Below are 17,325 nucleotides of genomic sequence, written 5' to 3' on the forward strand. Positions count from 1 at the left end.
CTACTTGGACGCTACCTGGACACTACTTGCGGGTGGCATCGGTTTTGCTTGCGAACACTACAAAACGCTGACCCGCGTAGTTCAACGCCACAAACAAAATCATACCGAGGCCCATGGACAAGTTATCCGCAACCTTCACCGAAAGCCCCGAAGTAAGCGCGTAAACCAGCGGTTTGGCCAGACCGTAAGCAACCAGGTAGCACACGGCGATGTTCAAGATGAACAGCCACACCTGGCGCAGCGAACGCTCCTTGTTTTGGAACGTGAAGTACTTATTGAGCACAAAACTCACAATCGAACCAATGATGTAGTTCAGCGCCGAGGACACCCAATAGCCAAAACCCAGCCAGTTATACGCCAAAAACATGACGGACGTGCCCACGATCGTGTTCACAATACCCACCAGGATGAACTTCCAGGTAGTTGCGTCAATCAACTTGCGGCGAGGCGGTTCGGCAAACGCCTGGGGCTCGGCGGGTGCCGGAGGGTCGGCCGGTGTCGAGGGGTCGACCGGTGTTGGGGTTTGCGGGTTTTCAATCACAGAGCCTCCCGGGCAGAATGCTTGCGCGCCTGCAGGGCCTGACCAAAAGCTCCGGGCAGATTGCGCGCAATATCAGAAGCCGCTATCGGGCGGCCACCTTCTAAACCATAACCTGGGCGCAGAGCAACCCCACCGGCCTGCCCATCCGCGTCCTCGAATCCAGCCGCGCGCCGTGCCGCCACCCCGTGCAACCAAACACCGGCCGCCACTGCGCGAGCTAGCTCCTCCCAGTCGAGGCTGCCAGCTTCCTCCTCGACGCGCGCCTGCACGCCGGCCAGAACAGCCGCAATCACGCCGGCAAGGACGTCGCCAGAGCCGGCTGTACCCGCCCACGCCGGGGCCTGCGCCTGCACAAACACGTGGCCGCGCGGGCTCACAATCAGCGTGGCCGCGCCCTTCAGTGCGATCACCGCGCCAGATAGGCCGGCCAGGCGCATAGCGGTCTTGATTGGGGCTTCCTCCACTCGTTCGCGCGTCCATTCAGACTCATCCAGGATCGACAGCGCCTCGGCGGCCTCGCCCGCATGCGGCGTCCACACCATCTGCTGCGCACCAGCTTGGCCAGAATGAACCAGTTGTGCTGCCACCGAGATCGCGCCCGCATCAACCACTAGGGGAACTTTGGCCGCAAAAATCTGCGTAGCTATCCGGCTGCGGTCCTCCAGATTCTGCGGGTCCAGACCGCATCCCACCGCCACCGCTTGCACGCGGCCGTCCACGGTCACGGCCTCGGGAGCGGCCGCCAACACTAGGGCACGCGCAGCTTCATCAGTGACGAGGCGAATCATGCCGGCCCCAGCTCCGCGCGCTCCCAGGGTGGCCAGAACCGCTGCACCCGGATATTTTTGTGAGCCCACCGCCAAGCGCACCACGCCGCGCGAATACTTGTGGTCCGTAGCAGAAGGAATAGCAACAACCTCACGCACGTCAGCGGCTTCAAGTACGCGCGCAAAATGCGGGCCCAGCTCGAGCCCTAAATCCACCAGGCGAACCTCACTCTGGTGGTAGCACGCGGGTGGGAACACCGCCGATGGTTTCAACGCGCCCATCGTCACCACAATGTCAGCGCGCAACGCACCTCCTGGAACCATGCCGTCCGGAGTTGCCAGCCCCGACGGCACGTCCACGGCCACCACTTTGCGAGCGGGTAACTGCAACCTCACATTTTCCAACGTTGTCACGATGGAGGCCAGTGGTTCTTTCAACGCCCCTTCGGCTCCCGTACCCACGATGCCATCGATCCAGACAGTTGCGGGCGTAAGAAGCGGCAAAATGTCGGCGGAGTTCAGCGCCGGCTGGTAGATCTGCACGCCGGCCTCCCGCGCGGCGGCCAGCGCCCGCTCGTGCGGATGATCGCTCAAAAGGACTACCTTGGCTGGCACGCCCTCACGACGCAAGAACGCGGCTGCGTACAGGGCGTCTCCCCCGTTATCACCGCCACCAACAAGGGCAGCTACCTCACCTGCCTCGTACACGTCTTGCACCGCGTTAGCAACGCCTCGTGCCGCGCGCTTCATCAGCTCATCTGGGCCCGCCGCTTTCACGGCTGTGGCCTCCCGCGCGCGAATCATTGACACGCTAAAAACTCGCTGCATTTGCCCTCCTCAACTACACAACTTTACGTCCAAAACCACAACGCCATAACCGAAGGCGAAAAAACGCGAAAAATCAGGCAAAATAGTTGCGTGCAATTGAACCCGCCCGCCCAGTTCTCTACAGAACCATCGCCGTTCCAACGTTTCACGCGTGAAGCCTGGAGCGACCTTGCAGATTCAACGCCGCTACCTTTAACCGGGGAGGACGTTGAGCGGATCTCCAGCCTCGGCGACCCGATGGATCTAGCGGAAGTAGACGCCATTTACCGTCCGATTTCAGCACTTTTACAAATGTATGTGAACTCGGCACGAAGGCTGTCACACGACCGGCACTATTTTCTGCGCGAACCCCACCGCCCCCCGGTACCGTTCATCATTGGCGTGGCCGGATCAGTAGCGGTAGGTAAGTCCTCAACCGCGCGCCTGCTACGAGAGCTACTGCGGCGCTGGCCAAACACTCCGCGCGTCCAACTGATTGCAACGGATGGTTTCTTGCTTCCCAACGCCGTGTTGAATGAGCGGGGCATCATGGCAAAGAAGGGATTCCCTGAATCATACGATCGCATGGCGCTCATGAAGTTCATGGCCGACGTGAAATCGGGCCAGTCCGGCGTTACCGCCCCGGTATACTCCCACCTCACTTACGACATTGTTCCTGGCGAACACGAAGTAGTGAACCAGCCAGATATCCTCATTGTTGAGGGGCTGAACGTCCTCCAGGCTGCAAGAACCGCGAAAGACCAGACGGGCGCGGTAGCGGTTTCGGACTACTTCGATTTTTCGATTTACGTAGACGCGGATCAAGATCACATCGAATCTTGGTACATCAACCGTTTCTTGAAACTGCGTTCAACCGCGTTCAGTGACGAGAACTCGTATTTCCGCGCGTACGCAAATTTGACAGACGAGGAGGCCGTGGCGCGCGCCCACGACATTTGGAACACCATTAACTTGCCTAACCTGACGGACAACATTTTGCCCACCCGCGAGCGCGCTACCCTGGTTATTCGTAAGGGAGCTGACCACCGGGTTAGAGAGCTACGGTTACGCAAAATCTGAAACTAGGTTGAGAAGAAAACACCCATGACACACCAGCATGCACACATTTCTCGCACCGCTGAGGCTTCCACAACGTCGCCGAAGGCGCGCCTTGTGATCATTGTTTTGCTTGCCCTCATCACGGCTTTAACCGCTGTTGGAGCGTACGTGCTACGGCCTAACTGGGCAGGGCTTGAGCACGTTCAGGCACATACGGGTTTCCAAACCGCGCCTGGTATTTCTAGAGAGCGTGCGCAGATTCTGCAAGTAGACCCCCAGTGTGGCAGCACCGCTTTGACCGCGAGCGGAGAGCATTCTTGTGTCACGCTTACCGTCCGACTAACCACAGGGGAGGACGCGGGTAAGGAAGTTGTGATGGAATCTCCCGGCCCGGCCGCCGCCTCGCACCTGTCGGTGGGAGACGTGATTCAGGTAATCAGTTCGCCCGGCCCAAACGGTGCTCCCACTTACAGTTTTACAGGGATCGAGCGCAACCTACCGATCCTCCTGTTCGCATTGCTGTTCGTTTTGGTTGTGTTGGCGGTAGCGCGAGCCAAAGGCGCGATGGCCCTGGTTGGGCTTGCCTTTGCCGTGCTGGTCCTCGCTCGTTTCATGTTGCCGTCGCTGGCGTCGGGACGGCCCGGAATTTTGGTTGGCGTGGTTGGGTCGAGCGCGATCATGCTGGTTGTGATTCATGTTGCGCACGGTTTTTCGATGCGCACGGCCTCCGCGATGCTGGGCACGTTTGCAGGCTTGGTGTTGGCTGCTTTTCTTGGCACCGTTGCAACGAGGTTTGGGCACCTGTCTGGCTTTGTTGACGAGACCGCATTTAACTTGTCCGCAAGCTTACCGAACTTGGATATGAGCCAGCTTTTGGTTGCGGCCATTATTTTGAGTGGGCTGGGCGTATTGAACGATGTGACTATCACGCAGTCCTCCGCAGTTTGGGAGTTGCGGATCGCCTCCCCCACCTACACGAAGCGCGAGATCTACTATAGTGCGATGCGCATTGGCCGCGACCACATTGCCTCCACTATCTATACGATCGTGTTTGCCTACACTGGAGCCGCATTGGCGTCCGTAATGCTGATTGCGCTGTTTTACGACCAGCCTTTATCAGACCTGTTCACGGTGGAGAGCTTGGCGGCCGAAGCCCTCCAGATCTTCGCGTCCGGTAGCGCCCTCATTTTGAGTGTGCCCATCACAACCGCGATTGCAGTTGCGGCAGTGCGCGGGCCGCAAGCCCCCACGGACAAGCAAACGCCGGAAGCACAACAAGCGCTCCCGGCGTAAGGCGAACGTAACTGACCTTAAAGCGTCAAACGCTCCTTCACCACGTCGGCGATTAGGCCGGCCTCGCGATCGGCCTGCTCCTGGGTTGCTGCCTCAACCATGACTCGCACCAGCGGCTCCGTGCCCGACGGGCGCAACACCACGCGGCCGGTCTCCCCCAGACGCTCTTCCGCTTCGCGAACCGCAGCCACAACTGCCTCGTCATCGGTACGCTTCTTATCCACTCCGCCCACGTTGATCAAAATCTGCGGCAAGCGCTTCACAAAGGCCGTAGCCTCCGCCAGCGAACGGTCCGTCTCTTTCAACATGCGCGCAATCAACAACGACGTGAGCACGCCATCACCCGTCGTCGCATGATGGGAGGCAATCACGTGACCGGACTGCTCGCCGCCAAGCGTGTAACCCTTCGCCCGCATTTCCTCCAACACGTAACGGTCACCAACAGCTGTCTGCACAGTCTTAATGCCCTGCTCCTTCATCGCCAGCACCAGACCCAGATTCGACATCACCGTAATCACCAGCGTGTCATCAAACAACTTGCCGCGCCTACGCAAATCCAGCGCCAAAGCGCCCATGATCTTGTCACCATCAACCAGGTTGCCGTCAGCGTCAACCGCCAAACAACGGTCCGCGTCACCGTCATACGCCACCCCAAAATCAGCCTTTGACGCCACGGTGAACGCCTGCAGCTGCTCCGGATGAGTAGACCCACAATCGTGGTTAATGTTCCGCCCATCAGGCGACGCGTTAATCACCACCACGTCAGCGCCGGCCTCTCGCAGCGCCTCCGGGCCAAACCTAGATGCTGAACCGTTCGCCGCATCAACCGCGATGCGCATCCCCTTCAACGACGTGCCAACCGCACCCACCAGATGCTCAATATACGAGGAGGAAGCGCGCGAATCGTCAAACTCTATCTCCCCCACCGCGTCACCCACCGGGCGCTCCCACGGCTCCCCAATCAAACGCTCGATCGTATCCTCAACGCGGTCCTCCAACTTGAAACCGCCATGCGCGAAAAACTTAATACCATTATCCGGCATCGGATTGTGCGACGCCGAAATCATCGCGCCCAGCTCCACGTTCTCCGTAGCCGTCAAATGCGCAACCATCGGAGTAGTAGCCACACCAATACGCGTCACGTCCATACCAGCCGCCGCCAGACCAGCGGCCAACGCGTGATCCAAAAACTCACCCGAGACGCGCGTGTCACGGCCAATAATCGCACGCGGACGCGTCCCTGAACCATTAGAAGAACGCGCCACATACCTCGCGGCAGCCTCCCCCAGTTCCAACGCCAAATGCGGGGTGATATCCCTATTCGCGAGCCCCCGCACACCATCAGTACCAAACATCCGAGGCATAGCATTCCTCCAATCGTGGGCTACACGCGCCCTCTAACAACCAAGAAAACGATACTCCATAACAGCTTTTCCCCCACAATCATATGGGCAAATACAAAAGGAGGTCCGCACCACGTGGTGCGGACCTCCAAAACGCAATCAACCAAACCTTAACGCTTGGAGTACTGCGGAGCCTTACGTGCCTTCTTAAGACCAGCCTTCTTACGCTCCGTGACACGAGCGTCACGAGTCAAGAAACCAGCCTTCTTCAAAGCCGGGCGGTTAGCCTCGCGGTCAATCTCGTTGAGCGCGCGGGCAATGCCAAGACGCAAAGCGCCAGCCTGGCCAGACGTGCCGCCCCCATTAATGCGAGCAATCACGTCAAAACGACCCTCAAGGTCAAGAAGTACAAAAGGTGAGCGAACCAGCTGCTGGTGCAGCTTGTTCGGGAAGTAGTCGTCCAACGAACGACCGTTGACCTTCCACTCGCCGGTGCCCGGAACTAGGCGCACACGCGCAACGGAGCGCTTGCGACGGCCCAGGCCAACACCCGGAGCGGTAATCGACTGGCCAGCGCCAGTCTTCTCGGTCTCAGTTTCAGTAGTGTACGAGCTGGGGGCGTTCTCCTCTTCCAGCACGTCGATATCGGTGGTCTCAGCCACAGTTCTCCTCAGTTTTACTTACTGGCGTCCACAGCGCTGGGCGCTTACTGGGCGACCTGGGTGATCTCGTAGGGAATCGGATTTTGAGCCGCGTGAGGGTGCTCCGGACCTGCGTAGACACGAAGCTTCTTCATCTGCGCTCGACCGAGCTTGTTGTGCGGGATCATACCGCGAATAGCCTTCTCAACAGCACGCTCAGGGTACTTGGCAAGAAGTTCACGGTAAGAAATCTTCTTCAAGCCACCCGGGAAACCGGAGTGACGGTAAGCGAACTTCTGATCCAGCTTGTTACCGGTCAGGGCAATCTTGTCAGCGTTAATGATGATGACGAAATCACCCTGGTCAAGGTTCGGCGTGAAAGTAGGCTTATGCTTCCCACGAAGTAGCCTGGCAGCCGTAGCTGCCACACGGCCGAGGACGAGGTCGGTGGCGTCGATAACGTACCACTTCTTGACGTCGTCTCCGGGCTTAGGAATATAGGTGCGCACGGGCGTGGCCTTCTTCTTCTAATTCGGGAGCAGTACAATATTCGATGACGAATAATTGCAACCGCTCACATTCAGGTATTGCTCGCGTCATTGCGTCTGGGCGTTAGACCAGAGAGTGGGAAGTTCTGATCCGCGCACACTAGACGCACAACGTCTTACAGCTTAACGATCTAGCGGATCAGCGTCAAAGGAACAGCGCCCTTAGTGGCGTATTACTCATAAATACGCGGGCGTTTGGCCGCTTAACAGTCCAATGACCTGAACCTGCGTGTTCTCTTCTGCTGGTCCGCCCACTCGTCTCCACCAGGATACTCCACTGCTATCAACGTGAGGCCATGAGCGGGCGCAATCGGCACTGAATGAGCGCGGCTAGGCTCCCCCACCAGCTGTTCAATCCAGCCGCGAGGACGCCTACCTCGCCCCACCTCCACTAGTGCTCCAACCACCGACCTCACCATCGAATGGCAAAAAGCATCCGCCGACAAATGCACTTCGATCCCCGCTGGGGTGCGCTCTACCCTGGCCTCTTCCAACGTGCGGATGGTGGTAGCCCCCTCTCGGGGCTTACAAAACGATAAGAAATCATGCACTCCAAGAAGACAGTTCACCTCCGCCTGCATGACGTCCACATCCAGGGGCGCGCCGCTCCACCACACCGTGGCGCCAGTAAGCGGATCATTCGTTTCTACCCGATCCGAAATGCGGTAGCAATAGTGCCGTTTAAGCGCGCTAAATCGGGCGTCAAAATCATCCGTCACCACGCGAACAGACTTCACCACAACGTCCGCGCCCGCAGCCTCACTCCCACGTGACAACAAACCATTCAGGCGTCCCTGAAGGGCGGCCAGCCCGGACTCAAAATCACCCGCACGGTTGAGCCTCGAAATACGGCTTTGCTCCACATCGAAGTTCGCCACCTGCGCCGCCGCATGCACACCCGCATCCGTACGCCCCGCCACCGTTAATGTCACCGGCGTGCGCAGTAGCGTAGCCAAAGCCTGCTCAACCTCGCCCTGCACCGTGCGCAACTGCGGTTGTCGCGCCCAACCGTGAAACGCCGTCCCCAGATACGCTAAATCCAACCGGACTCGAACCGCGTCCTCACCAATGCGTGTAAACCGGGCTGGCTCGGTTTCCTCTAAACGTTCCAAGCTCGCACCCCGCCGCGAATACCGGCGTCATTAGGCACAATCACCACGTCATCACCCAGATGTTCGCGATGAGAAGGCGTAATGCGTACCCCATTACCTCCGCCGATGTACAGGCGGTCCCACATGTACATCGGGCGCAGCGCTGCCACGGTACGGCGCACGCGACGAGACCAGTGTGCATCACCCAGGCGCAAACGCTCATGCTCGCCCAGGTAATCGTCATACGTTAAACCCCAGCGGATCGGGCCCTGCGAAATCTCCGTGTGCGGGGCAAGCCGGCCCGCATCAAACACCGCGTTGCCCAGGCCTGTGCCCAGCGTAATGATCATCTCTAGCCCCGTGCCCGCAATCGCGCCCGCACCCGCTACCTCCGCATCATTCAACACGAGCGTAGGAATCTGCAGGCGCTCCTCCAAGCTTCTGCGCATATCGAACCGGGACCACAGCTGCACCAACTCGGGTAGCACCTTAGAACGCGGGCCGTCCTTCGTGATGTAGTGGGGTGTTGCAATCACCACGCCATGGCGAATCATGCCCGGCATACCCACCGTCACACGATCCGCGCGCGGCAAATGCCCCGCCAAATCCGCAATCGTGTCAACCAGCAAGGTTGGTGACAACGGGTAGGGTGTGGCCGTGCGCACAGCCGGGGCAATCATCGTGCCGTTCTCATCCAGCACCGACGCCTTAATACCGCCCCCGCCACAATCAACCGCCAAGGTCAAAATCTCACTCATACTCCCCATCCTAGCGGCCCTTAACCCACGGAAAACAAAAGGAGGGCGCGGACCAAACGATCCGCGCCCTCCTCGAAGCAGTCAGACTTACTTCTCGGTTTCCTCAGCAGCCTCGGCCTCTTCAACCTCAGGTGCCTCTACAACCTCTTCCGCCTCAGGAGCCTGGGCGGGCCCGGGCTCCTTCACCTCGTCCTCAGCCGCCGCAGCCATAGCTGCAGTCTTGTCGGCCTCGGCGATAACAGCCTTCTTCTCAACCTTCTCGGTCACGATAGAAATCTGTACCATCGGAGCGTTGTCGCCACGACGATTACCGAGCTTGGTGATACGGGTGTAACCACCCTGGCGCTCCGGGTCAATCGACGGTGCGACCTCGTCAAACAAGGTGTACAGGACGTCCTTATCCGGGAGCGTCTTCGCAACCGTACGACGAGCGTGAATGTCACCTCGGCGAGCCTTGGTGATCATCTTCTCCGCAAGCGGCTGCAGGCGACGAGCCTTAGCGGCCGTCGTCGTGATCTGTCCGTGAATGAACAGTTCCCTGGCGAGATTCGCCAGAATGATTTTTTCGTGCGCCGGGCTTCCACCCAGACGAGGGCCCTTCGTAGGCTTGGGCATGATTTCTCCTATAAAACTTCTGTGCGATGCTTACTCGTCGCTGAACTGGATAGAACGAGGCTGATCAGTGGAACCACCGGGCATTACTGCGTCTTTAAGCGTCATGCCAAGACCAGCAAGCTTCTCCCTGATCTCCTCAATAGACTTCGTACCAAAGTTACGAATATCCAGAAGGTCAGCCTCCGAGTGAGCAACCAGCTCGCCCACGGTCAAAATACCGCGGCGACGCAAGGCGTTGTAAGAACGGGACTGCAGCCCAAGCTCCTCAATCGGAAGAGCCAGATCCTGCGCAAGCGTCTCATCCGTAGCAGACGGACCAATCTCAATACCCTCAGCCTCAGTATTCAGCTCACGAGCTAGACCAAACAGCTCAACAAGCGTCTTCCCAGCCGAAGCAAGAGCATCACGCGGCGAAATAGCCGCCTTAGTCTCGACATCAACGACGAGACGATCAAAGTCCGTACGCTGCTCAACACGAGTAGCTTCAACCTTGTAGGTAACCCGCAAAACGGGGCTGTAAATCGAATCAACCGGGATGCGTGAAATCTCCGCATCCGCGCTCTTATTCTGAGCGGCCGAAACGTAGCCACGGCCACGCTCGACGGTCAGCTCGATCTCCAGTTTGCCCTTCTCAGAAAGCGTAGCGATGTGAAGATCCGGGTTGTGAATCTCAACCCCAGCAGGAAGCGTAATGTCTCCCGCCGTCACCTCACCGGCCTCAGCCTTACGAAGGTACATAACAACAGGCTCATCGTTCTCAGACGAGAGAACGATCTCCTTGATGTTCAGGATAATCTCGGCAACATCTTCCTTGACGCCCGGCACGGTCGAAAATTCGTGCTGAACGCCATCAATGCGGATAGACGTTACAGCCGCCCCCGGAATGGAGGACAGCAAGGTACGACGCAAGGAGTTACCCAGCGTGTAGCCAAACCCCGGCTCTAGGGGCTCCAGTGTAAAACGCGAGCGGTAGTCGCTAACCTTCTCTTCTGTCAGAGTGGGTCGCTGTGCAATGAGCACGTCTGTGATCCTTTCTGCTCAACATCCGCCATATGACATTGAGCGGTGTTACCAGCATCCGCTGGAACAGGTTTGGCGTTGAAAAACCGGGAGGCTAATCAACATCGACGTGGAGACTCAACGGTCTCGATGAAACGCTCAGACGCGGCGACGCTTCGGCGGGCGTGCACCGTTGTGCGGCTGCGGGGTGACATCCTGAATGGAGCCAACCTCAATACCCGTTGCCTGAAGCGAACGGATAGCAGTCTCACGGCCGGAACCCGGACCCTTAACGAAAACGTCAACCTTCTTCACACCGTGCTCCTGAGCGCGGCGAGCTGCGGACTCCGCAGCAAGCTGAGCAGCAAACGGGGTGGACTTACGCGAGCCCTTAAAACCAACCTGACCGGAAGAAGCCCACGAGAGGACAGCGCCGGTTGGGTCTGTGATCGACACGATCGTGTTATTAAACGTCGACTTAATGTACGCGTGGCCGTGGGGCACATTCTGACGAGTCTTGCGCTTGCCCTTACGAGCCACCGTTGAACGCTTAGTAGTAGCCATAATTTATTCTCCTGCGAGTAACAGCCAACCCAGCGGGTTAGGCCTTCTTCTTTCCGGCAACAGTGCGCTTCGGGCCCTTACGGGTACGAGCGTTCGTCTTGGTGCGCTGACCGCGAACCGGCAGGCCACGACGGTGGCGCAGCCCCTGGTAGGAACCAATCTCAATCTTGCGGCGGATATCAGCCTGAACCTCACGGCGCAGGTCACCTTCCACCTTGTAGTTGCCCTCGATGTACTCGCGGAGCTTTACGAGATCCTCTTCAGTGGCGTCTTTTGTACGCAGATCCGGTGAAACACCGGTTGCGGCCAAGGCTTCCTTAGCGCGCGTGCGGCCAACGCCGTAAATGTAAGTAAGCGCAACTTCCAACCGCTTCTCGCGGGGGAGATCTACGCCGGCAATACGTGCCATGTTTTCACTCCAATGGTGAAGTAGGAGGTGGTCACTTCATCATCTAGGTTCTAACCCCTAGCCCCGGCCTCCTCAACCGAGGGTCTCGCACCCGGGAAAACACCCCGGAGCGGCCGATGAAATGCTTATTGATTTATAAAACAGCTTGGGGCTTAGCGGCCCTGACGCTGCTTGTGTCGCGGATTGTCACAGATGACCATAACCTTGCCGTGGCGACGAATCACCTTGCAGTTGTCACAGATCTTCTTGACACTCGGCTGTACCTTCATGGTTCTACCTCCACCGAAAATCGGCTTAGTGTCGGTTTTACTTGTAGCGGTAAACGATGCGTCCGCGCGACAGGTCGTACGGGCTAAGCTCGACGACGACGCGGTCCTCCGGAAGAATACGAATGTAATGTTGGCGCATCTTTCCAGAAATATGTGCCAGAACTAGATGCCCGTTACCAAGCTCAACTCGAAACATCGCGTTAGGCAGAGCCTCCACGACGGTTCCTTCCATCTCAATGACGCCGTCTTTTTTCGCCATATCCTCCGTCTATCCCCTACAGGTCGTTTGGAAACCCCCAAAACTGAGGGCGAGCCTATGCACACCGAATTTCGGGTACAGATTATGGCCCAACCAACGAGTTTATAGGATAAATCAGGCCCTGGAAAGGCCGCGGACTTGTTAAATCACTCACGCGCCGAGCGGGGTCGGTTTCACCCCGTACGGAGCCAAACCAGCCGCACCGCCGTCGGGAGCAGTGAGCACCCAAACGCCTTTACTCGTGCGCGCAATAGTGTGCTCCCAATGCGCAGCTAAGCTTCCATCCGCAGTCTTAACCGTCCAGTCATCTGCGAGCACAACAGTTTCAATACCGCCATCGGTCAGCATGGGCTCCACCGCCAAAACCATGCCCGGCTTGATACGCGGGGACAGGCCGCGAGGGCGGTAGTTCAAAACTTCTGGCGCCTGATGCATCGCGGTGCCGATACCGTGACCCGTGTACTCTTCAATAATTCCGGCCTCCCAGTGACCGTCGCGGCGCTTAGCCACCACGGCTTCAACCGCATCGCCAATGTCGTAAATACGCTTGCCCTTCGCAACCGCAACCAGAGCTGCCCACATAGATTCTTCCGTGACCGAGTTCAACCTGAGCGCCTCATTAGCACCTGCCTCGTCCCCGCCCACAATCATCGTGAAAGCCGCGTCGCCGTGCCACTGCTGGCCTTCACGCTCCACATAAGCCCCGCAGTCAAACGAAACCAGGTCGCCGCGCTCCAGCCTCGTCATGTCCGGAATTCCGTGCACCACCGTGTCGTTCACCGAAATGCAAACCGTTGCGGGAAATCCCCCGTAGCCCAAAAAGTTTGACTTCGCCCCGTGGCTCTCAATCACGCTTGCCGACACCTCGTCAAGCTCCAGCAGTGTAACGCCCGGTACGGCCGCCTGGCGTAGCGCCTTATGAATCGCGGCGACAACCAGCCCGGCCTCGCGCATCCACAAAATCTGCTTATCGGACTTCAGTTCAATACGAGACATGTAAACCCCAACACGTATAAAAGTGGTGAACCCGCTGAAAGTTCAGCGGGTTCACCATCGTCAAACTACTTTTCTAACAGGCCGTACTCGGTAAGCACCTGGCGGATGCGTTCCCAAACCTCATCTACCGTGCCGATACCGTCCACTTGCACCAGCTTGTCCTGATCCGCGTAGTACGTCACCATCGGTTCGGTCTGCTCCTTATACACCTCAAGGCGACGGCGAATCACCGGCTCGGTGTCATCAGCGCGGCCCTCAATTTCGGCCCGTTTCAATAGGCGCTGCACAACCTCGTCAAGCTCAACCGCGATCTCAAGAACCAGATCCAGCTCACGGCCGGTGGCGGCAAGCGCGTCGCGCAGATAAAAAGCCTGATCAATCGTGCGCGGGTAGCCATCAAGTAGGAAACCGCTCGCAACGTCCGGCGCTGACAGGCGCGCTTTCACCATCGGGTTGGTAACCGAATCGGGAACGAACTCGCCTGCATCCATGTAGGACTGTGCCTTTTGACCAAGCTCAGTGCGGTCCTTCATATTCTGACGGAAAATCGCTCCCGTAGAGATTGCAGGAATTTGCAAAACTTCAGCAATCCGCTTAGCTTGCGTCCCTTTCCCGGCGCCGGGTGCGCCAAGAATCAAAATAGCTGGACCGGCATTTGACCCATCTGGAGATATCACTGGAGGAACCCTTCATAATGGTGCTTTTGCAGCTGGGAGTTAATTTCCTTAACCGTTTGCAAACCAACACCAACAATAATCAGAAGCGTTGTTCCGCCAAACGGCAACTGGCCATGCTCTAGCTTCAAAGGAATGATCGCAAGAGTTGGGAGCAACGCGATGATGGCGAGGTAGATAGCACCCGCCGACGTAATGCGGCTCATCACGTACCGCAGGTAATCTGCGGTGGGACGACCCGCACGGATACCGGGGATAAAACCGCCGTAGCGCTTCATGTTATCCGCCGTCTCGTCCGGATTGAACGTGATCGACGTGTAGAAGAACGCGAAGAAAATAATCAGCAGCGCGTTCAGCAGCATGTACATGGCGGCAGTGGACATGAAGTTTCGCTGAATCCACAAAACCCAATTCGCGGTGGGCTCGCCAAAGTTAGCGATCATCGGTGGGAGGGCAAGAATGGACGTGGAGAAGATGACGGGGATAACGCCCGACATGTTGATCTTCAAAGGAATGTAAGTAGTGGAACCACCCATTAGGCGGCGACCAACCATACGCTTCGCGTACTGAACTGGAATACGACGCTGCGCCTGCTCCACAAAAACAACTGCAAGAGTAATCGCCAAAATAAGAAGAACGATCCAAAAGACCTTGCCCCAACCGCCACCACGGCCAATCGCCATGAGGCGAGCTGGTAGCGTTGCAGTGATTGAAGTGAAGATAAGGAGCGACATGCCGTTACCAATGCCCCGCTCCGTGATGAGCTCACCAAGCCACATGATGACGCCAGTTCCCGCAGTCATAACAATGACCATAAGCAAGAACGTGACCGGCCCCTGATCCGGAATCAACGGCACGGAACAGCCGGGGAAAAGGCGGCCCGACATAGCTAGCGAGACAATGGTAGAAGACTGCAGAACGCCCAGGAAGATCGTCAGGTAGCGCGTGTACTGCGTGAGTTTAGAACGTCCCTGCTGCCCTTCCTTGTGCAGATCATCAAAACGCGGAATAACTACGCGTAGAAGCTGAACGATAATCGACGCCGTAATGTAAGGCATGATGCCGAGCGCGAAAACCGAAAGTTGTAGGAGTGCGCCACCGGAGAATAGATTCACCAGATCGAGAAGAGAGGTTTGATCCTGCTGCGCCAAACAAACCTGAACATTCGGAGTGGAAACACCCGGAGTGGGAATGAATGAGCCGAGCCGGAACAATGCCATGACCAGTAGCGTGAACAGCATCTTATTCCGAAGATCAGGCGTTCGGAATGCCTGTGCAAATGCGGAGAGCAAGCGTCCTCCTGGGATAAAGAAATAAACTCAAGCCTAACTGATCTTAGACTAGCGCATGATCGTGCTAGGTCTGAAACCAGATTAAGTAAAGGTCAAAAGTGCGGCCCGACCATACTGATCGGGCCGCACCTCACTTTAGACAGCTGACATTAGCGAGCGGAAATAGTTCCGCCAGCGCCGGTGATCTTCGCTTCAGCAGAAGCAGACCACTTATCAACCGTAATGTTGAACTTCTGGGTGAGCTCGCCCTGGCCCAGAACCTTCACCAGTTCGCCATCGCGAACAGCGCCCTTAGCTACAAGATCCGCAACGGTGACGTCGCCACCCTTGGGGAACAGAGCCTCAATCTTTTCCAGGTTAACAACCTGGTACTCGACGCGGAACGGGTTCTTGAACCCACGTAGCTTCGGAAGGCGCATATGCATCGGCATCTGGCCACCTTCAAAGCCGGCAGGAACTTGGTAACGAGCCTTCGTGCCCTTGGTACCACGACCAGCGGTCTTACCCTTCGAGCCTTCACCGCGACCAACGCGCATCTTGCGCTTGTTGGAGCCCGGCGCAGGCTTAAGGTCGTGGAGGCGCGTGATCGAGTATTCTTCACTCATGGTCAGTCGACCTCCTCTACCTCGACCATGTGGCGGACGGCGCGAACCATACCGCGGTTGGACTTGTTGTCCGGCAGAACAACCGACTGGTTGATCTTACGCAGACCAAGAGCACGCATCGTGGCGCGCTGACGCTCAGGACGACCAACGTCGCCGCGAACGCGAGTAATCTTCAGATTCTTAGCCACTAGTTGCTCACCCCTGCCGCAGCCTTCTCGTTCTCAGCCTTCTCGGCAGCAGCGCGGCGCTCAGCCTCACCCTCCGCGCGAGCGCGAAGCATGGAAGCCGGAACTACGCGCTCCAGCGGAAGTCCGCGACGCGCAGCCACAGCCTCGGGAACCTCAAGTTCCTTCAAAGCTGCAACCGTAGCGCGAACAATGTTGATTGCGTTCTGCGAGCCAAGCGACTTCGACAGAACGTCGTGGATACCCGCGCACTCAAGCACTGCACGAACCGGGCCGCCGGCGATAACACCGGTACCGGGGTTAGCGGGACGAAGCATAACAACGCCCGCAGCATCCTCGCCCTGAACCTTGTGCGTGATCGTGCGACGGATCATCGGAACGCGGAAGAAGTTCTTCTTCGCCTCTTCAACGCCCTTCGCAATAGCCTGAGGAACTTCCTTAGCCTTGCCGTAGCCAACGCCGACAGTGCCTTCGCCATCTCCAACGACTACAAGAGCCGTGAAGCTGAAACGACGACCACCCTTAACCACCTTCGAGACGCGGTTAATGGTAACTACACGCTCAATGTACTGGTTCTTGTCGTCACGCCGGTTATTGTCACGGCGCTGATCGCGACCTGAGCGGCGCTCGCGACGCTGCTCGTCGCGTCCCTCAGAGTTTTCCTGATTTTTAGCCATCAGTGTGTTCTCTTCCTTTCGTCGCTTCTTACAGCGTCAGCCCGCCCTCGCGGGCGCCTTCTGCTACAGCGGCGACACGGCCGTGGTACTTATTGCCACCGCGGTCAAAAACCACAGCGGTGATACCGGCATCCTTAGCACGCTGAGCAATCAGTTCGCCAACGCGGCGAGCCTTCTCAACCTTCGTGCCCTTGCCGTCAAAATCCTTTTCCAAAGTGGAAGCGGATACGAGCGTGTGACCAACCTGATCGTTCACAACCTGCGCAACCATGTGGCGGTTAGAGCGGGTCACAACCAGGCGAGGACGCTCCGCAGTACCGTTGACGTTCTTCCGAACACGCTGGTGACGACGCTTGCGGGCAATAACTTTGCCCTTGCCTTTAACCGTGTAAGCCATTACTTACCAGCCTTTCCAACCTTGCGACGTACCTGCTCGCCGGCGTAGCGAACGCCCTTACCCTTGTAAGGTTCGGGAGCGCGAATCTTGCGGATCTTCGCAGCGGTTTCACCAACCAGCTGCTTATCGATACCGGAAACAGAGAACTTGGTCTGGTTCTCAACCTTGAACTCGATCCCTTCCGGAGCCTCAACGACAACCGGATGGGAGAAGCCAAGCTGGAACTCAAGGCCCTTGCCCTTCGCGGCAACACGGTAACCCGTACCCACAATCTCAAGTTCCTTCGTGTAACCCTGCGTTACACCAACAACCATGTTCTCGATCAAGGAACGCGTAAGACCGTGCATCGCACGCGCCTCACGATCGTCACCATCGCGAGAGACCTTCACCTCGTTATCTTCAATAACTGCGGCAATCGGGCCTTTCACAACGTAGCTAAGTTCGCCCTTGGGGCCCTTAACCTTAACTTCGCGATCCGAAATCGTAACGTCAACACCAGCGGGGATCGGGATCGGAGTCTTGCCAATACGTGACAT

At 57.7% G+C, this 17,325-nt stretch carries 23 protein-coding genes; 2 read left to right on the plus strand and 21 right to left on the minus strand.

Features of this window, described 5'->3' with window-relative positions; genetic code table 11:
* Window positions 1–22: 22 nt before the first annotated feature.
* Together HMPREF9238_RS03675 and HMPREF9238_RS03680 are read right to left on the minus strand one after the other, a co-directional pair.
* Window positions 23–541: a GtrA family protein gene (locus HMPREF9238_RS03675; protein ID WP_016444102.1), complete on the minus strand. Its 519-nt coding sequence runs from the start codon at window positions 539–541 to the stop codon at window positions 23–25.
* Window positions 538–2,136, minus strand: a complete 1,599-nt coding sequence (locus tag HMPREF9238_RS03680) for an NAD(P)H-hydrate epimerase (protein ID WP_016444103.1) — start codon at window positions 2,134–2,136, stop codon at window positions 538–540. Before HMPREF9238_RS03680 ends, HMPREF9238_RS03675 begins: the two co-directional genes overlap by 4 nt.
* A gap of 90 nt (window positions 2,137–2,226) precedes the next feature.
* On the opposite strand from HMPREF9238_RS03680, the gene coaA reads away from it, so the two are divergent.
* Window positions 2,227–3,195: a type I pantothenate kinase gene (coaA, locus tag HMPREF9238_RS03685; RefSeq protein WP_016444104.1), complete on the plus strand. Its 969-nt coding sequence runs from the start codon at window positions 2,227–2,229 to the stop codon at window positions 3,193–3,195.
* 24 nt (window positions 3,196–3,219) lie between these two features.
* On the plus strand, window positions 3,220–4,467 hold the full coding sequence (locus tag HMPREF9238_RS03690) for a YibE/F family protein (RefSeq protein WP_016444105.1): 1,248 nt from the start codon (window positions 3,220–3,222) through the stop codon (window positions 4,465–4,467).
* Between the two features lie 17 nt (window positions 4,468–4,484).
* Here the strand turns inward: HMPREF9238_RS03690 and glmM are convergent, their stop codons facing one another.
* From glmM to rplF, 19 genes are all read right to left on the minus strand, one after another.
* On the minus strand, window positions 4,485–5,831 hold the full coding sequence (glmM, locus tag HMPREF9238_RS03695) for a phosphoglucosamine mutase (RefSeq protein WP_016444106.1): 1,347 nt from the start codon (window positions 5,829–5,831) through the stop codon (window positions 4,485–4,487).
* A gap of 149 nt (window positions 5,832–5,980) precedes the next feature.
* Window positions 5,981–6,472: a 30S ribosomal protein S9 gene (gene rpsI, locus HMPREF9238_RS03700; protein WP_016444107.1), complete on the minus strand. Its 492-nt coding sequence runs from the start codon at window positions 6,470–6,472 to the stop codon at window positions 5,981–5,983.
* Between the two features lie 44 nt (window positions 6,473–6,516).
* Window positions 6,517–6,960, minus strand: a complete 444-nt coding sequence (gene rplM, locus HMPREF9238_RS03705; RefSeq protein WP_016444108.1) for a 50S ribosomal protein L13 — start codon at window positions 6,958–6,960, stop codon at window positions 6,517–6,519.
* A 242-nt stretch (window positions 6,961–7,202) separates the two neighbouring features.
* Window positions 7,203–8,111 (minus strand): tRNA pseudouridine(38-40) synthase TruA, encoded by a 909-nt coding sequence (truA, locus tag HMPREF9238_RS03710; RefSeq protein WP_016444109.1) that lies wholly within the window; start codon window positions 8,109–8,111, stop codon window positions 7,203–7,205.
* On the minus strand, window positions 8,099–8,848 hold the full coding sequence (locus HMPREF9238_RS03715; protein ID WP_016444110.1) for an ROK family protein: 750 nt from the start codon (window positions 8,846–8,848) through the stop codon (window positions 8,099–8,101). Before HMPREF9238_RS03715 ends, truA begins: the two co-directional genes overlap by 13 nt.
* A gap of 87 nt (window positions 8,849–8,935) precedes the next feature.
* Window positions 8,936–9,463, minus strand: coding sequence for a 50S ribosomal protein L17 (rplQ, locus tag HMPREF9238_RS03720; protein ID WP_016444111.1), 528 nt, complete (start codon window positions 9,461–9,463; stop codon window positions 8,936–8,938).
* A 30-nt stretch (window positions 9,464–9,493) separates the two neighbouring features.
* Window positions 9,494–10,483, minus strand: coding sequence for a DNA-directed RNA polymerase subunit alpha (locus tag HMPREF9238_RS03725; RefSeq protein ID WP_016444112.1), 990 nt, complete (start codon window positions 10,481–10,483; stop codon window positions 9,494–9,496).
* A gap of 138 nt (window positions 10,484–10,621) precedes the next feature.
* Window positions 10,622–11,026 (minus strand): 30S ribosomal protein S11, encoded by a 405-nt coding sequence (gene rpsK, locus HMPREF9238_RS03730; protein ID WP_016444113.1) that lies wholly within the window; start codon window positions 11,024–11,026, stop codon window positions 10,622–10,624.
* Window positions 11,027–11,063: 37 nt separating this feature from the next.
* The gene (gene rpsM, locus HMPREF9238_RS03735) at window positions 11,064–11,435 is read right to left on the minus strand and encodes a 30S ribosomal protein S13 (RefSeq protein ID WP_016444114.1); all 372 of its coding nucleotides are present in this window, start codon (window positions 11,433–11,435) and stop codon (window positions 11,064–11,066) included.
* Window positions 11,436–11,587: 152 nt separating this feature from the next.
* Complete coding sequence (gene rpmJ / locus HMPREF9238_RS03740) at window positions 11,588–11,704, minus strand: 50S ribosomal protein L36 (RefSeq protein ID WP_016444115.1); 117 nt, start codon at window positions 11,702–11,704, stop codon at window positions 11,588–11,590.
* 37 nt (window positions 11,705–11,741) lie between these two features.
* The gene (gene infA, locus HMPREF9238_RS03745; protein WP_016444116.1) at window positions 11,742–11,963 is read right to left on the minus strand and encodes a translation initiation factor IF-1; all 222 of its coding nucleotides are present in this window, start codon (window positions 11,961–11,963) and stop codon (window positions 11,742–11,744) included.
* Window positions 11,964–12,113: 150 nt separating this feature from the next.
* Window positions 12,114–12,959: a type I methionyl aminopeptidase gene (map, locus tag HMPREF9238_RS03750; protein WP_016444117.1), complete on the minus strand. Its 846-nt coding sequence runs from the start codon at window positions 12,957–12,959 to the stop codon at window positions 12,114–12,116.
* Between the two features lie 65 nt (window positions 12,960–13,024).
* On the minus strand, window positions 13,025–13,636 hold the full coding sequence (locus tag HMPREF9238_RS03755; RefSeq protein WP_016444118.1) for an adenylate kinase: 612 nt from the start codon (window positions 13,634–13,636) through the stop codon (window positions 13,025–13,027).
* Window positions 13,633–14,925: a preprotein translocase subunit SecY gene (gene secY / locus HMPREF9238_RS03760; protein WP_016444119.1), complete on the minus strand. Its 1,293-nt coding sequence runs from the start codon at window positions 14,923–14,925 to the stop codon at window positions 13,633–13,635. Before secY ends, HMPREF9238_RS03755 begins: the two co-directional genes overlap by 4 nt.
* A 149-nt stretch (window positions 14,926–15,074) precedes the next feature.
* Window positions 15,075–15,530, minus strand: a complete 456-nt coding sequence (gene rplO, locus HMPREF9238_RS03765) for a 50S ribosomal protein L15 (protein ID WP_016444120.1) — start codon at window positions 15,528–15,530, stop codon at window positions 15,075–15,077.
* A 2-nt stretch (window positions 15,531–15,532) separates the two neighbouring features.
* Entirely contained in the window at window positions 15,533–15,718 is a 186-nt protein-coding gene (gene rpmD, locus HMPREF9238_RS03770) for a 50S ribosomal protein L30 (protein ID WP_016444121.1), read from the minus strand.
* Window positions 15,718–16,392, minus strand: coding sequence for a 30S ribosomal protein S5 (rpsE, locus tag HMPREF9238_RS03775; RefSeq protein ID WP_016444122.1), 675 nt, complete (start codon window positions 16,390–16,392; stop codon window positions 15,718–15,720). The genes rpmD and rpsE overlap by 1 nt, the downstream gene beginning before the upstream one ends.
* A gap of 28 nt (window positions 16,393–16,420) precedes the next feature.
* Window positions 16,421–16,789 carry a 50S ribosomal protein L18 gene (gene rplR, locus HMPREF9238_RS03780; protein ID WP_016444123.1) on the minus strand — a complete coding sequence of 123 codons (369 nt, stop codon included), beginning with the start codon at window positions 16,787–16,789 and terminating at the stop codon, window positions 16,421–16,423.
* Window positions 16,789–17,325 (minus strand): 50S ribosomal protein L6, encoded by a 537-nt coding sequence (gene rplF / locus HMPREF9238_RS03785; protein WP_016444124.1) that lies wholly within the window; start codon window positions 17,323–17,325, stop codon window positions 16,789–16,791. The genes rplR and rplF overlap by 1 nt, the downstream gene beginning before the upstream one ends.

This window comes from Gleimia europaea ACS-120-V-Col10b (genome assembly GCF_000411155.1).
GTDB lineage: Bacteria > Actinomycetota > Actinomycetes > Actinomycetales > Actinomycetaceae > Gleimia > Gleimia europaea_B.